Below are 15,666 nucleotides of genomic sequence, written 5' to 3'. Positions count from 1 at the left end.
ACGTTGTTTGTTTCGTTCAGTTTTCAAAGAACTACTTGGTCGCTCATTTGCGACTTCCTTATGTTAACATCTTCGTTAGTTAATGTCAACTAAGTTTTTCATTTCGTTTGCTGCTTTCGACGTTTTTGTCATCAGCGACTCGTATAATACTACACCTCTAAACTCTAATCGTCAATATGTTTTTCTAAAAAAATATAAAAAGACTTATTTCTTTTTAAAATAAGTCTTTTTATCATGTAACACGCTATCGTTTATTATTTTTCTATAATAGGTAAAGAGACGATAAATCGAATAATACCCTCCTCATATTCAGCTCGAATACTACCACCTTGTAACTCAACAATACTTTTCGCAATCGCAAGCCCAAGTCCAGAACCTTCTGTTACTCTACTTCGAGATTGATCTTTCTTATAGAAACGTTCAAACAAATTCGCTAACTCTTCTCTCGTAAACTCTTCACTATGATTCGCAATTACAATTTGTATATCCCTGCGCTGCCTTTGAAGAGAAACTTTTATCTCTCCATCATCTTTACTATACTTAATCGCATTCATTAGTAAATTATCAAATACACGAACCATCTTTTCCGAATCAATCGATGCATAAGCACGTTCCTCAGGAAACTTCTTAACAAACGTAAGTCCATGCTCTTCCGCCTGCGGTACTAATTCTTCTATTAATTGCTCGAGTAACTCATTCATACAAACTTCTTGTTTTTCTAATACAACTTGTTCATTTGTTAACTTCGTATACTCAAATAAATCTTCTATTAAATTCTTTAACTGCTCCGACTTTGCAAAAGCAATTCTCGTATACTCATCATGTTGTTCTTGATTTTCATATTTAGAATCTCGAAGTAATCGTAAGTAACCCATAATAGAAGTAAGTGGTGTACGTAAATCATGAGATACATTCGTAATAAGCTCATTTTTCTGCTTTTCTAATTTACGTTCTTTTTCTATATTATTCATAAGCTCTTCCGCCATATTATTAATATTCTCAGTTAAAGACGCAATCTCATCTTCACCTTTCTTCTCAATGCGGTACGCTAAGTTTCCTTTTTCTATTTCCTTTACACCTTCTGCCATTGCTTCAATCTGCTTCATCTTTCTCTTTGTTATATAGAAGAAAGAGAAAATGAATACAAGGACACCAATTAAAAATGGGAATGGTCCTTCTACTTTATAATACACTACCTCGCCTTGAGGAATCCCGCTTACAAACATATATAAGTTCTTACCTTCAATTGTAATAGGCGAGAATGTAATAAACTCTTTTCTTGATCTTTCAATATCATTATTATTTGAATAATTGATAGCAAATGAAGTCGCATTACGAATTGTATTATGCAAATTAATTTGTTCTTCTTGCGCTTGCTTCGTTTTATACAAAACTTTACCATTTTCGTCAGTAACTAATATTTTAAAGGCATCATGCTCTTGCTCTAAATTCTCATTTTCTAGTTCTATCATATTTTGTACAGCATCTAATTTATTTTCAGCAACCATCATTTCCGCTGTACTTTGAGCTTTACGATTAATTTGCTCCATACCATCTCTGTAATTAATCTCGGCATGCTGGCTAGCATCTTCAAAAATAGGTGCTACTATCTTCGTTGATACAAAGAGACCTAATAACGCACAAGCAGTAAACGCCGTAATAAGTTGAATCCTTATACTCCGTTTCACGCTCTTTATTATCTTTCCAATCAATTCTCGGATTTTCCTAACATAAGTAAACGGATTAAATATCTTTTTCAATCTTATACCCCACTCCCCATACTGTTTTTATATATCTAGGCTTCCTTGGATTCTCCTCAATCTTTTCACGTACTTTTCGAATATGCACCATTACAGTATTATCAGACTGGAAAGATCGTTCGTTCCACACCTTTTCATAAATTTGCTCCGCACTAAACACCATACCTGGATTTCTAGCTAGCAATTCTAAAATTGAAAATTCCCTCGGGGTTAGTTTCACTTCTTCTCCCTCTACAATAACTTTATGGGTCGAGATATTTATTTTCATCTCTCCAATTTCTAGCTCGTCCTCATTTTGAATAGCAAAACCATTCATTTTCATATAACGGCGTAACTGAGATTTAATTCGTGCAATTAACTCTAATGGGTTAAAGGGCTTCGTTACGTAATCATCTGCTCCTGTTGTTAATCCTAAAATCTTATCCATATCTTGTGTTTTCGCAGAAAGCATAATAATAGGCATCTCTTTCGATTCTCTTACTTTCATACACATATGAATACCATCTACTTTCGGCATCATAATATCTAATACGACTAGATGCACTTCATTTTCTTCCAGTAAACGTAGCCCTTCTTCTCCGTCCCCTGCTTGTAATACTTTATATCCTTCATTCTTTAAATAGATTGTAATTAAATTCCGAATTTCTTTTTCATCATCTACGACAAGTATTGTTTCGTGTGCCACAATATCTCCCCCATTACTTTTTTAATCCCTAACTTCTATTATAGGAAAACTTCTGAAGAAAAACGCTCGGAAATCCTTAAGATTTTCTGAAGACGCAAAAAAGGTCTAGACTCCCCTTAAGTCTAGACCTTTTAAAAAACCCCTTTTATTTACGAACGTAGATGAAATATAGTACGAATAAAACTCCCATAACATACATAATCGGATGAACCTCTTTACGACGACCACTCACAACCATTGTAATTGGATAGAAGATAAATCCAATCGCAATCCCAGTTGCGATACTATACGTAAGTGGCATAGAGATAATTGTAAAGAATGCTGGCACTGCAATCTCGAATTTCTTCCAATCAATTTCCCCTAAAGAAGAAACCATCAAGATTCCTACAATAATTAAAGCTGGTGCCGTTACAGCTGGCGTTACAACACTTAGTAATGGCGAGAAGAATAGTGCCAGTAAGAAGAATCCTGCTGTTACAACTGCTGTAAATCCAGAACGTCCTCCTGCTGCTACCCCTGCAGAAGACTCAATGTAAGACGTTGTTGTTGATGTACCCAAGATTGCACCAATTACAGTTGCAATCGCATCTGCAAATAATGCTTTTCCTGCACGTGGTAATTTATTGTTCTTCATTAATCCAGCTTGATTCGCAACCGCTACAAGCGTACCTGCTGTATCAAAGAAATCGATAAAGAAGAACGTTATAATAACAATCCCCATTTGAACTGTAAAAATATCTCCGAAGTGCGTTAACGCCACACCGAACGTTGGTTCTAGACTCGGTATTGCTCCCACTACAGCTTTCGGAGTATCAATTAATCCTGTTGCCACTCCTAAGATCGCTGTAAGAATCATACCGTAAAATACTGCACCATTAACTTTCTTAATCATGAAGATGATTGTCGTAACAACCCCGAAGATTGCTAGTAACGTTGTGCCCTTTGTTAAGTCCCCCAACCCAACAAGAACAGCATCATTTTTCACGATAATTCCAGCATTTTGGAATCCAAGGAATGCAATGAACAATCCGATACCTGCCGCTACTGCAAACTTTAACTCCGATGGAATTGCATTAATGATTTTTTCACGAATACCTGAAGCAGTAAGAATAATAAAGATAATACCTGACATTAATGTTCCGGCAATAGCCGTTTGCCACGGAATACCCATCGTTAACACTGCTGTATAAGCAAAGAACGCGTTAATTCCCATACCTGGCGCTAAAGCAATTGGATACTTCGCGAAAATACCCATAATTAACGAACCGATTGCTGCCGCTAATGCCGTAGCAACGAATACTGCACCTGGATCCATCCCTGTACCTGCTGGTAACCCTTTAACATTTCCAAGCGACAGCGTAGCAGGATTGACAAACAGTACGTAAGCCATAGATAGAAATGTTGTTAACCCCGCTATGAACTCAGTCTTATAATTGGTACCGAGCTCATCAAATTGAAAATAGCGTTTCATCCTACGTTTCCCCCGTTATATGATTACTCGCCGTATTTCACCCTAGCCCTCTTTTATCCCGAGAAATAAAAAAGGCTTCCATTGCATATATACATGGAAGCGTTCTATAAACAAAGACAAGTTTCCCCTCATCTTTATACAAACGCCTCGTAGTCAAGCCATTTACGGTAGCTAGGTAGAAACTTTCGGGCCATATCCCCGATATTATACGACGGCATAATATTCACTTTTCGTTTGAATTACATACTCATATTAACTCTTGAATGTATTTTTGTCAATTTAAAAGCGAACGTTTTTATAAATTTTTATATTTTCGTTCGTATTAATAACGAAAACAAAAAGATCCATCTATTCATAAATGATAGATGGATCTTTTTTATTACAATACTATTCCCACTCAATAGTTGCTGGTGGCTTACTCGTTACATCATACACGATACGGTTAACGTGTTTTACTTCGTTTACGATACGAACAGAGATTTTCTCTAGTACGTCCCAAGGGATACGTGCCCAGTCAGCTGTCATACCGTCAATAGATGTTACTGCACGGATACCTACTGTGTAATCATAAGTACGCTCGTCACCCATAACACCTACGCTACGCATACCAGGAAGCGCCGTGAAGTATTGCCAGATTTCGCGGTCTAATCCTGCTTTAATAATTTCTTCACGTAAAATCGCATCAGATTCACGAACGATTTCTAATTTCTCTTCTGTGATTTCACCTAATACACGAATACCAAGACCAGGACCTGGGAATGGTTGACGCCATACGATTTCATCAGGAATTCCTAGTTCAGATCCTAATACACGTACTTCATCTTTAAATAACGTATTTAAAGGCTCAATTAATTTGAACTGCATGTCTTCTGGAAGTCCACCAACGTTATGGTGAGATTTAATTGTTTGTGCAGTTGCTGTACCACTTTCAACGATATCTGTGTAAAGTGTACCTTGTGCTAGGAAGTCCATACCTTGTAATTTAGACGCTTCATCATCAAATACGTAAATGAATTCGTTACCGATGATTTTACGTTTTTGTTCTGGATCTTCTACACCTTTTAACTTGTTCATGAAACGTTCTTGTGCATCCACTTTAATAACGTTCATATGGAAGCCTTCGCTAAATGTTTTCATAACGCCTTCTGCTTCACCTTTACGAAGTAAACCGTGGTCAACGAAAATACATGTTAACTGATCGCCGATTGCTTTATGAATTAATACTGCTACAACAGAAGAGTCTACGCCGCCACTAAGTGCACATAGTACTTTTTTGTCTCCAACAGTTTCACGAATCTTTTCTAATTCTACTTCGATAAAGTTCTCCATGTTCCATCCTTCAGAACAACCACATACGCCGAATACGAAGTTTTTAATTAAATCGTTACCGTGCTCAGAGTGACGTACTTCTGGGTGGAATTGTACACCGTATAAGTTTTTCGCTTCATTGCTCATACCAGCAATTGGGCAAGACTCACTTGTTGCGTCTACTACGAATCCTTCAGGTAAACCAGTTACTAAGTCGCCATGGCTCATCCATACAACTTGCTCTTCTGGAAGGTTCGCATATAATTTTGATTCGTTCTCTACTTTAAGAACAGCTTTTCCGTACTCACGGTGGTTAGCACGCTCTACTTTACCACCGAAGTGTTGTGTCATAAGCTGCATACCGTAACAGATACCGAAGATCGGTAAACCTAGTTCGAAGATTTTTTCATCACAATGTAATGCACCTTCACCGTATACGCTATTTGGTCCACCAGAGAAAATAATCCCTTTTGGATTCATTGCTTTAATTTCTTCTGCAGTAATTGTATGTGGATGAAGTTCACTGTATACACCGAACTCACGAATTCGACGTGCTATTAACTGATTGTATTGACTTCCAAAATCTAAAACGATAATTGTATCGTGTTGCTTCTTCAAAATAATCACCCCAACGTTAGTTCTCGTATATAAATATTTTCACCAATTTGGCGAAAAGCATTACTAATATAATAAAAAAAGCCAGTCCTCCGCCTCTAGTCTCATAACAAAGAAAAGGCAGGGGTCTGGCTTTATAAAGAAAGATAGTCTCCGCTCTTTATAAATATAAGACACACTGCCTTCATAGTCAGGTTGTTTACGGTAACCCGGTAGAGACTCTCAAACCATATCATTGAGGATATATGAAGGATCGTTTTATATTATCTTCCTAGATTCTAACAATGAAGTATCTATATGGTCAAGAGAGAAAGCGACAAAATTCTACAGAAATTCATTTCCTTTTCTAAAAAACATAAAAAAACATCCATTTCTATATAGAAATGGATGTTTTTTAGGGCAAACGGAATTACATCATTCCGCCCATACCGCCCATGCCCATGCCGCCCATGTCAGGCATTGCTGGCGCATTTGGTTCTGGCTTGTCAGCTACTACAGCTTCAGTTGTTAAGAACATAGCTGCAACAGATGCTGCGTTTTGAAGTGCAGAACGAGTTACTTTAGCTGGATCTACGATACCAGACTCAAGCATGTTAACCCATTCGCCAGTAGCTGCGTTGAAACCAACGCCTACTTTTTCGCCTTTTAGACGCTCTACAACTACAGATCCTTCTAGACCAGCGTTGATTGCGATTTGACGAACTGGCTCTTCTAGTGCGCGAAGTACGATGTTGATACCTGTTGCTTCGTCACCTTCTGCTACGATAGAAGCTACTTTCGTGTATACGTTCATAAGTGAAGTACCACCACCTGCAACGATACCTTCTTCTACTGCTGCACGAGTTGAGTTAAGTGCATCTTCAATGCGAAGTTTGCGCTCTTTTAACTCAGTTTCAGTTGCTGCACCTACTTTAATTACCGCTACGCCACCTGCTAGTTTAGCAAGTCGCTCTTGTAATTTTTCACGATCGAATTCAGAAGTTGTTTCTTCTAATTGCGCACGAATTTGACCGATGCGAGCTGCGATTTGCTCTGTATTTCCAATACCTTCAACTACAGTTGTGTTTTCTTTTGTAACAACAACTTTACCAGCGCGTCCTAAAGATTCAACTGTAGCAGATTTTAAGTCACGACCTAATTCTTCAGTGATTACTTCGCCACCAGTTAAGATTGCGATATCTTCTAGCATTGCTTTACGACGGTCACCAAATCCAGGAGCTTTAACAGCTACTACATTGAATGTACCACGAAGTTTGTTCACTACTAATGTAGCTAAAGCTTCGCCTTCTACATCTTCAGCAATGATAAGAAGTGGTTTACCTTGTTGTACCACTTGCTCTAATACCGGTAAGATTTCTTGAATGTTAGAAATCTTTTTGTCAGTAATTAAGATATATGGGTTATCAAGAACTGCTTCCATTTTGTCAGAATCAGTAATCATGTAAGGAGATGCATATCCACGATCAAATTGCATACCTTCTACTACGTCTAATTCTGTCGTGAATCCTTTAGACTCTTCTAAAGTAATAACGCCATCGTTACCAACGCGCTCCATTGCTTCAGCGATTAATTGACCTACTTCTTCGTCAGCTGCAGAAATAGCAGCTACTTGTGCGATAGAAGATTTGCCTTCGATTGGTTTAGAAATCGTTTTTAATTCTTCAATTGCAGCAGTAACAGCTTTTTCGATACCTTTACGAAGACCCATTGGGTTAGCACCAGCTGTTACGTTTTTAAGACCTTCACGAATCATAGCTTGCGCTAATACAGTTGCAGTTGTTGTTCCGTCACCAGCTACGTCATTTGTTTTGCTAGCAACTTCTGCTACTAATTTCGCACCCATGTTTTCGAATGCATCTTCTAATTCGATTTCTTTTGCGATTGTTACACCATCATTTGTAATAAGTGGTGAACCAAATTTTTTCTCAAGTACAACGTTACGACCTTTTGGTCCAAGCGTAACTTTTACTGCGTTTGCAAGAGTGTCGACACCGCGAAGCATCGAACGACGTGCTTCTTCACTAAATTTAATATCTTTTGCCATAATAATTGACCCCCTTGGATTTTTTAAGATTTATATAATTAACCGATAACTGCTAAAATGTCACTTTCACGTAAAATCAAGTAGTCTGTACCTTCATATTTCACTTCAGTACCTGCATATTTTGAGAAGATGATAAGATCACCTGCTGCTACCTCTAAAGCAACACGCTCACCATTCTCAAGCACTCGACCAGTACCTACTGCAACAACTTTACCCTCTTGTGGTTTTTCTTTTGCAGTATCTGGTAATACGATACCACTTGCTGTTTTTTCTTCTGCTTGAACAAGCTCAATTACAACGCGATCACCTAATGGCTTTAGCATGAACAATAACCTCCTCATTTTGTTATGTAAATTTCTTTTATTAGCACTCAAGTCATCCGAGTGCTAACACACTTATAATAATAAATAATCTCAATTTCTTTTGCAAGTAAAAAAATCATAATTTTTTCGCAAATCACTATATAAACTTTCTATATAGAATACTGCCTTTACTATATGAATCGTTGTTTCCACTGCTCGTATGTTACAATATGAAAGGACACCCTAAGTTGTTTTCGCTACACACACAACTTTCTCCTGTCTTCTATTATAATTTCAAATAAGGATTTACGAAAAAAACATAATTCAAGTGAGGTTCATATCGTAGGTAGCATATTTACATGTTATCCTAACTTATCTCATACACTATAGTTAGAAAGGATGGTTAAACCATTTGAAGAAACAATACTGGTGGATTATCGTTACATACATTTTAATGCAGTTATCTGGCGTTGTTGGATTGCCACTTCTCCTAAAAACAGGACTCTATGATAATAGAGGATTTACCATTGAGGAAAAAGGACAAATCATAACGGGACACTGGGCAATTATTAGCTTCTTTGTTGCATTATGTATCGTACTTTGGTTACTTAGAACGGATATTCGTGACAGGCATTTAGATCCAAAGCGCTCTTCTGCTCCAGCTACTATTGGATGGATTTTCATCGGGTTCTTCTTGGCTTTCTTTTCACAAATAGTTGCTGGTATGATCGAGATGCAGCTGCTAGGAATTAAACAAGGTTCAGAAAATACAATGAAACTGATGGAGATTGCAAGAACCACACCTTGGTTCCTTATTGTTGTATCTATAATTGGACCTATCTTAGAAGAAATCGTATTTAGAAAAATTTTATTTGGTGCACTTTATAAGAAGTTTAACTTCTTTATCGCAGCTATCATTAGTTCGCTTGTATTCGCAGCAATTCATTTTGATTTTACTCATTTATTGGTATACACTGCTATGGGGCTCGTATTCGCCTTCTTATATGTGAAGACGAAGCGTATTATCGTTCCGATTGCAGCTCATGTTGCGATGAATACATTAGTCGCTATTGGGCAAATTTTTATGAGCAATGAGCAAATTCAAGAAATGATTAAAGAAGCTGAAAAAATGCAAGGCTTTATCGGAGGATTTTTTGTATGAGAAACTCACCATTGTTCATGGCTACACTATACTTCCTTCTTGGATGTATCTTTACACGCTTCGCCATTACGAACGTGACAGATACAATCTGGAATGTGTGGACAATACTATTTGCAGTTATGGCAACAATTGATTTTAATTTGGCACTTCGCCTTATATTAGTTAAATTCACAAAGAAGAAACAATAATAAAACGCAGAGGTCGCTTCCTCTGCGTTTTATTGTGGATAGTTTTTCAAAAAGTAAACTAATGTTTGTAACTCTACAGCTAAATCAATATGATGAATTCTAATATTCTCTGATACGTTTAATCGTGCTGGTGTGAAATTCAAAATACCATGCACGCTCGTTTCAGCTAATCTATCTGCTACAGCTTGTGCTACTGTAGCCGGTACTGTTAATATTGCCACTTGTATATCATTTGATAATCTCTCTTCTAATTCATCTAAATGGTATACAGGAATGCCCCCGATTTCTGTTCCAACTTTCTCTTCACTAACATCAAATGCCATTTCAATTTTTGTATTATTGTTTTTCGTGAAATTATAATGTAAGAAAGCGGTCCCTAAATTACCTACTCCAATAAGTGCTACACGCGTTATATCATCTTGATCAAGTGTTTCGCGGAAAAATGATAATAAATAATTTACGTTATATCCATATCCCTTTTTCCCTAACGCTCCAAAATACGAAAAATCTCTTCGTATTGTTGCGGAATCTACTTTTACCGCTTCACTCAATTCGGCCGATGAAACACGCTGCTTACCAGAAAGAGATAAGTTTTGGATAAATCGATAGTATAGAGGCAATCTTTTAGCAGTGGCTTGTGGAATCTTTTGCTGATCCATATGACCTCTCCTCTCTTCCTATCTTTATTCATATACTTTAATCAAATACAGAAGTTTAGCACTCATTAAATTCCTTGTATAATAAAGAGAAGAAGTATTCTCTCTTATTTTAAACTATACACTATTTTTAGTATGATTGAGAAATATAAACATGGCAAAGTTAAGAAATTATTTGAGGTGAAAACATTGATTTTATTACAAGTAAATGGACTTTCGAAATTATACGGTGCAGAAACAATTCTTGCAAACTTAAAATTGGAAGTACAAACAAAAGATCGTATCGCATTAGTTGGAAGGAATGGAGCTGGAAAATCTACATTATTAAAAATTATCGCTGGTGAGTTATCACATGATGGTGGCGAAATTATAAAACCGAAAGATGTCTCAATCGGGTATTTAGCTCAAAATACCGGCCTAGAAACGTCTTTAACAATTTGGGATGAAATGCTAACCGTCTTTACCCACTTACAGCAAATGGAGACAAAACTTCGAAGGCTTGAGCAAGAAATGGGCAAAGAAGAAAACTTTTCAAACGAAGCTACATACGAAAGATTGTTAGCTGATTATGACCAATTGCAACTCAATTATAAAGATCAAGGTGGATATCAATATGAAGCGGATATTCGCTCCATTTTAAGCGGCCTTGGCTTCCCAGTTGAAACGCACCAGACGACGATTTCTACTTTAAGCGGTGGGCAAAAAACAAGATTAGCTCTCGGAAAATTATTATTAACAAAACCAGACTTACTTATTTTGGACGAGCCTACAAACCATTTAGACATCGAAACATTAACATGGCTTGAGCAATATTTACAAGGTTATCCTGGCGCAATATTAATCGTTTCACATGACCGTTATTTCTTAGACAAACTTGTTACACAAGTATATGAAATTTCGAATAAAGAAAGCAGACGATTTGTTGGTAACTACAGTAAATATTTAGACTTAAAATCAGCATTATATGAGCAAGAAATGAAACGTTACGAAAAACAACAAGATGAAATCGCAAAACTTGAGGACTTCGTTCAAAAGAATATAGCTCGCGCCTCTACAACGAAACGTGCTCAAAGTCGCCGTAAACAACTAGACAGAATGGAATTATTAACGAGACCATTAGGGGATTCTAAGTCAGCATCATTCCACTTCGATATTGAAAAGCAAAGTGGAAATGATGTTTTACAAGTAAAGGATGCAACCATTGGCTATGATGAGGACCCTATAATTGAAAACGTAACTATGCGCTTAACTCGCGGAGATAGTGTTGCTTTAGTTGGTCCAAACGGAATTGGGAAATCCACATTATTAAAATCTATTGTGAATAAGTTACCACTATTAAATGGTGATGTTTCTTTCGGATCAAATGTATCTGTTGGTTATTATGATCAAGAACAAGCAAACTTAACATCTTCTAAACGGGTTTTAAATGAACTATGGGATGAATATCCACTGCAACCTGAAAAAGAAATCCGTACTATACTCGGGAACTTTTTATTTACAGGAGATGATGTACTGAAACCAGTATCTTCCCTTAGTGGTGGACAAAAAGCTCGATTAGCTCTTGCGAAGCTTATGATGCAAAAGTCAAATTTATTAATTCTGGATGAGCCTACGAACCACCTTGATTTAAATAGCAAAGAGATTTTAGAGAATGCTTTAATTGATTATCCAGGGACTCTTCTATTTGTCTCACATGACCGCTACTTCATTAACCGTGTAACAACGACTGTGATTGAGTTATCAACAGAAGGTGCACAGGAATATTTAGGGGATTACGATTACTATGTGGAGAAGAAAAATGAAATGATTGAACGCGCAGCATTTGAACAACTTGAACAGCAAGAAAATCAGGCACCTGTTCAAAAAACTGTAGCTCAAGAAAAATTAAATTATCTCGAAGAAAAAGAGCGTAAACAATTAGAACGTCAACGCACTCGAAAAATTGAAGAACTAGAACAAAACATCGTAAACTTAGAAGAAGAAATTGCTACGTTAGAAGATCAACTTTGCTTACCAGAAATATATGCAGATTATGAAAAAGCGAGTGAAATTACAACTAAAAAACAAACGCTACAAGTACAACTTGAAACTTGTATGGCAGAGTGGGAAGAGCTGCATGTATAAGAGTATTTAAATAAGGAAGATGTCTCATCAGTCATGATTTTTGACTATGTGACATCTTTTTTCTTTAAGTACATAAATAATTTTTTGAATATATCAATGGTAACTCGGAATATATCAACCAATTTTCAAATACATCTATCGTAACCCTATATATATAAACGATTCGACACGAAATATCGATTTACCGACAAGGATTGACAATATCAGCACCCTCTATAATAGAAGGATATTTCAAAATGTTTTTCAGGGATATCTTCTTACTTTTTATTTCCCGAAAAACAATATATTCAAAGGTCAGACTTCATCTAGTTTATCCACAAACTTATACACATATCCACCTTTATAAAATAGCTATCAAAACAACTTTTCCACATTATCCACAACTATCAAAAAAGATATCAACACTTTATATACACAACAAAACCCACATTATCAACAGATAATATGGGTTTTATCCACAAGCTGTGGTTAATTATGTGCATAACTATGCTTCAATATCTAATCCTGGATTCGCATTTAAGGCTAATGTTGCACGCTTGCCTTGTTCATACGCAATTGTCCCTGCCGCTGCAATCATTGCTGCATTATCTGTGCATAAAGATAGCGGTGGAATAATTAGTTCAATGTTTTCTTTTTGTGCAAATTCTTCTTCTAATCGCGCACGAAGTCCTTTATTAGCAGCTACTCCACCAGCAAGAAGTAATTGCTTTACATTATAAGCCTCTGCTGCACGAGCTGCTTTCGTTACAAGTACATCTATTACACTTTCTTGGAAACTTGCCGCTAAATCTTCTGGTTTAATTTCTATACCACGTTGTTTCGCGTTATGCACAGTGTTGATAACTGCTGATTTCAATCCACTAAAGCTAAAATCATATGAATTCGGTTCTAGCCATGCACGAGGCAAATCAATTGTTGGTTCTCCTTCATGTGCAAGACGATCAATATGAGGACCACCTGGATATGGCATAGATAACGTACGAGCTACTTTATCATATGCTTCTCCAGCTGCATCATCTCGCGTTTCACCAATTACTTCAAATGAACCATGTTCTTTCATATAAACAAGTTCTGTATGCCCACCAGATACAACAAGTGATAATAGCGGGAATTGAACTTCTTTTACTAAACGGTTCGCATAAATATGGCCAGCAATATGATGAACACCGACTAACGGAATATCATGTGCAAAAGCTACTGCCTTCGCTGCATTTACCCCAATTAAAAGTGCTCCTACTAAACCAGGCCCTTCTGTTACAGCAATTGCATCAATATCATCAAATGTGATATTTGCTTCTTTTAAAGCTTCTTCTAACACAACTGTAATTTCTTCTACATGATGACGGGATGCAATCTCTGGTACAACCCCGCCAAAACGTTTATGACTTTCGATTTGTGATGCAACGACATTCGCAATAATTTCCGTTCCATTTTTAACAACCGCTACCGCTGTTTCATCACAGCTTGTTTCAATCCCAAGTATAATCGTATTTTTTTCCATTATATATTCACCCACATTACAAGACCATCTTCCTGATTGTCTGCATAGTATCGTTTACGAATTCCACCATTTTGAAATCCGTATTTTTTGTACAACTGCTTTGCTACTTCATTTGATACACGTACTTCAAGCGTCATTGTTTTTACCCCTAGTTCTTTCGCTTCTGAAATAACTGCTTTCAATAAGGCATCTCCTAATTTTTGACCTCGGTATTCTGGCAAAATAGCTATATTTGTTATATGTGATTCATCAATGATTATCCACAATCCACAATATCCGATTACACGACCATCTTTTTCTAACACAATATAATGTGCATGTTCATTCATCGTTAATTCACGGTGAAAGGCATCTGCAGTCCAAGGAGTTGAAAAAGACACTTCTTCAATAGCTACAATTTGAGCAATATCATCAAGTTCCATCTTTCTAAATATCATATCCATCTTCTGCAAGGCCCCTACTTGTTTTGACTTTCTAACCACTTTGTTTCAGCTTCAGCTAAACGAAGATAGCTCGGAACAAACGTATGCACATCTTGTTCTTCTTTTTGTAACCCTAAGAATGCTAGCTCACTTGGTCTTGGATTATTTTTAGTAAACGGAGCGAATACAGCTTGATCACCTAAATGTTCTATAATTATTTCTTTATGCAATTTAACATCATTACCGATAAATAAAACAGGCTGTCCTTTATCTTTTAACATTTGCAACCAGTCCACAATAAGAATAATTCGGTCTTCTTCTATTGAAGTTAACTGCTCTCCTTCATATGTATATAATCCAGTATAGATTTGCCCACGTCTTCCATCAAATAAAGGACAAATTAATCCATTAAAGTTAGCACCGTTTGCAGCTACTACCTCTAAACTTGATACACCTACAATTGGTATTTGAAGTGACCAAGCTAATGTTTTTGCCGCTGTCACGCCTATGCGAACACCTGTATATGATCCAGGTCCAGCAGCTACTACGATTTTAGTTAATTCCTTCGGTTTTACACCACATTCTTTTAACAGTTGCTCTACAGCTGGCATAAGACGTACAGAATGGTTTTTCGTCAAATTTGTAATGATTTCCCCAATCACGTTTCCTTCCTCAATAAGGGATACACCCATTACGTAATTTGAAGTATCAATTGCTAGTACTTTCATCTTGTAATAGCTCCTCACATAATCTAATATAGCGATCTCCAATTGGCTCGAGTATAATTTTTCTTGTGTCATCTCCCGCATGGAATAAACTAATTTGTAACTTTTCATTCGGTAAATATGCTTCTATTAAATGAGCCCATTCCACTACCGTAATTCCTTCACCGTAGAAATACTCATCAAAGCCTAAGTCCTCTTCGCTTTCTGCTAAGCGATACACATCCATATGATATAGTGGTAATCTTCCTTTATATTCTTTAATAATATTAAAGGTAGGACTATTTACAACTCTTTTCACTCCAAGACCTTTTGCTAGCCCCTTTGTAAAAGTCGTCTTCCCAGCTCCAAGATCTCCTTCTAAAATAATTACATCTTGTGCCTCTACGAGTTCACCTAGTTTTTCTGATAACCTTTGTGTTTCCGCAGAAGATTTTGTTGTTACTTCATATTTGCTCACAGACTTCACCTACTTTACTCACAATGTTCTCTGCTCTTTATTATACAGGTTTTGAATATATAAAAAAGTCCTTAGGAGTTGTCCTAAGGATAGTTTGACTGTCTTTATTAGTTTTTTGTTAAAACAAATAAAAAAATACGAAACAATTTGTTTCGTTCTTTTCTTTATATAAAATGGCGGTCCCGACCGGGGTCGAACCGGCGATCTCCTGCGTGACAGGCAGGCATGTTAACCACTACACCACGG

General features: G+C 36.7%; 14 protein-coding genes and 2 riboswitches. Of the genes, 3 read left to right on the top strand and 11 right to left on the bottom strand.

Going from position 1 to position 15,666, the window contains the following annotated elements; genetic code table 11:
* Positions 1-254: 254 nt before the first annotated feature.
* From AC1Q8L_RS29615 to groES, 6 genes are all read right to left on the bottom strand, one after another.
* The gene (locus AC1Q8L_RS29615; RefSeq protein WP_000719238.1) at positions 255-1,760 is read right to left on the bottom strand and encodes a HAMP domain-containing sensor histidine kinase; all 1,506 of its coding nucleotides are present in this window, start codon (positions 1,758-1,760) and stop codon (positions 255-257) included.
* On the bottom strand, positions 1,744-2,445 hold the full coding sequence (locus AC1Q8L_RS29610; RefSeq protein WP_000929891.1) for a response regulator transcription factor: 702 nt from the start codon (positions 2,443-2,445) through the stop codon (positions 1,744-1,746). The genes AC1Q8L_RS29615 and AC1Q8L_RS29610 overlap by 17 nt, the downstream gene beginning before the upstream one ends.
* A 145-nt stretch (positions 2,446-2,590) precedes the next feature.
* The gene (locus AC1Q8L_RS29605) at positions 2,591-3,916 is read right to left on the bottom strand and encodes an NCS2 family permease (RefSeq protein WP_000833096.1); all 1,326 of its coding nucleotides are present in this window, start codon (positions 3,914-3,916) and stop codon (positions 2,591-2,593) included.
* Positions 3,917-4,046: 130 nt separating this feature from the next.
* A riboswitch (purine riboswitch) is annotated at positions 4,047-4,148 on the bottom strand.
* Positions 4,149-4,303: 155 nt separating this feature from the next.
* Positions 4,304-5,842, bottom strand: a complete 1,539-nt coding sequence (guaA, locus tag AC1Q8L_RS29600) for a glutamine-hydrolyzing GMP synthase (protein ID WP_000743908.1) — start codon at positions 5,840-5,842, stop codon at positions 4,304-4,306.
* Positions 5,843-6,006: 164 nt separating this feature from the next.
* Positions 6,007-6,108: riboswitch (purine riboswitch) on the bottom strand.
* 140 nt (positions 6,109-6,248) lie between these two features.
* Entirely contained in the window at positions 6,249-7,883 is a 1,635-nt protein-coding gene (gene groL / locus AC1Q8L_RS29595) for a chaperonin GroEL (protein WP_001029992.1), read from the bottom strand.
* A gap of 38 nt (positions 7,884-7,921) precedes the next feature.
* On the bottom strand, positions 7,922-8,206 hold the full coding sequence (groES, locus tag AC1Q8L_RS29590) for a co-chaperone GroES (RefSeq protein ID WP_000917311.1): 285 nt from the start codon (positions 8,204-8,206) through the stop codon (positions 7,922-7,924).
* 391 nt (positions 8,207-8,597) lie between these two features.
* Here groES and AC1Q8L_RS29585 point away from each other — a divergent pair, with 391 nt between their 5' ends.
* Positions 8,598-9,347, top strand: coding sequence for a CPBP family intramembrane glutamic endopeptidase (locus AC1Q8L_RS29585; protein WP_000745326.1), 750 nt, complete (start codon positions 8,598-8,600; stop codon positions 9,345-9,347).
* On the top strand, positions 9,344-9,535 hold the full coding sequence (locus AC1Q8L_RS29580) for a YdiK family protein (protein WP_001246208.1): 192 nt from the start codon (positions 9,344-9,346) through the stop codon (positions 9,533-9,535). Before AC1Q8L_RS29585 ends, AC1Q8L_RS29580 begins: the two co-directional genes overlap by 4 nt.
* A 29-nt stretch (positions 9,536-9,564) precedes the next feature.
* Here the strand turns inward: AC1Q8L_RS29580 and AC1Q8L_RS29575 are convergent, their stop codons facing one another.
* Positions 9,565-10,194 carry a redox-sensing transcriptional repressor Rex gene (locus tag AC1Q8L_RS29575; protein ID WP_000372699.1) on the bottom strand — a complete coding sequence of 210 codons (630 nt, stop codon included), beginning with the start codon at positions 10,192-10,194 and terminating at the stop codon, positions 9,565-9,567.
* Between the two features lie 186 nt (positions 10,195-10,380).
* Between AC1Q8L_RS29575 and AC1Q8L_RS29570 the strand changes: the two genes are divergently transcribed.
* Positions 10,381-12,315 carry an ABC-F family ATP-binding cassette domain-containing protein gene (locus tag AC1Q8L_RS29570; RefSeq protein ID WP_000602186.1) on the top strand — a complete coding sequence of 645 codons (1,935 nt, stop codon included), beginning with the start codon at positions 10,381-10,383 and terminating at the stop codon, positions 12,313-12,315.
* 484 nt (positions 12,316-12,799) lie between these two features.
* On the opposite strand, the gene tsaD is transcribed toward AC1Q8L_RS29570, so the two are convergent.
* The 4 genes from tsaD to tsaE are packed head-to-tail and all read right to left on the bottom strand — an operon-like array spanning position 12,800 to position 15,420.
* Positions 12,800-13,816 carry a tRNA (adenosine(37)-N6)-threonylcarbamoyltransferase complex transferase subunit TsaD gene (gene tsaD / locus AC1Q8L_RS29565; RefSeq protein ID WP_000414595.1) on the bottom strand — a complete coding sequence of 339 codons (1,017 nt, stop codon included), beginning with the start codon at positions 13,814-13,816 and terminating at the stop codon, positions 12,800-12,802.
* Complete coding sequence (rimI, locus tag AC1Q8L_RS29560) at positions 13,816-14,259, bottom strand: ribosomal protein S18-alanine N-acetyltransferase (protein WP_000367207.1); 444 nt, start codon at positions 14,257-14,259, stop codon at positions 13,816-13,818. The genes tsaD and rimI overlap by 1 nt, the downstream gene beginning before the upstream one ends.
* A 14-nt stretch (positions 14,260-14,273) precedes the next feature.
* Complete coding sequence (tsaB, locus tag AC1Q8L_RS29555) at positions 14,274-14,966, bottom strand: tRNA (adenosine(37)-N6)-threonylcarbamoyltransferase complex dimerization subunit type 1 TsaB (protein WP_000865770.1); 693 nt, start codon at positions 14,964-14,966, stop codon at positions 14,274-14,276.
* Positions 14,947-15,420 carry a tRNA (adenosine(37)-N6)-threonylcarbamoyltransferase complex ATPase subunit type 1 TsaE gene (gene tsaE, locus AC1Q8L_RS29550; protein WP_000049640.1) on the bottom strand — a complete coding sequence of 158 codons (474 nt, stop codon included), beginning with the start codon at positions 15,418-15,420 and terminating at the stop codon, positions 14,947-14,949. Before tsaE ends, tsaB begins: the two co-directional genes overlap by 20 nt.
* Positions 15,421-15,666: the final 246 nt, after the last annotated feature.

It is taken from the genome of Bacillus sp. GW823-FHT06A11 (genome assembly GCF_058795355.1).
The sequence above is the reverse complement of the archived record's forward strand: the minus strand, read 5'-3'. Positions and strand labels throughout refer to the sequence as shown.

Coding starts and splice junctions, on each gene's coding strand:
- AC1Q8L_RS29605 (WP_000833096.1), bottom strand. CDS start 3,916: ATGAAACGCTATTTTCAATTTGATGAGCTCGGTACCAATTATAAGACT.
- groL (WP_001029992.1), bottom strand. CDS start 7,883: ATGGCAAAAGATATTAAATTTAGTGAAGAAGCACGTCGTTCGATGCTT.
- groES (WP_000917311.1), bottom strand. CDS start 8,206: ATGCTAAAGCCATTAGGTGATCGCGTTGTAATTGAGCTTGTTCAAGCA.
- AC1Q8L_RS29580 (WP_001246208.1), top strand. CDS start 9,344: ATGAGAAACTCACCATTGTTCATGGCTACACTATACTTCCTTCTTGGA.
- AC1Q8L_RS29575 (WP_000372699.1), bottom strand. CDS start 10,194: ATGGATCAGCAAAAGATTCCACAAGCCACTGCTAAAAGATTGCCTCTA.
- tsaD (WP_000414595.1), bottom strand. CDS start 13,816: ATGGAAAAAAATACGATTATACTTGGGATTGAAACAAGCTGTGATGAA.
- rimI (WP_000367207.1), bottom strand. CDS start 14,259: ATGGATATGATATTTAGAAAGATGGAACTTGATGATATTGCTCAAATT.
- tsaB (WP_000865770.1), bottom strand. CDS start 14,966: ATGAAAGTACTAGCAATTGATACTTCAAATTACGTAATGGGTGTATCC.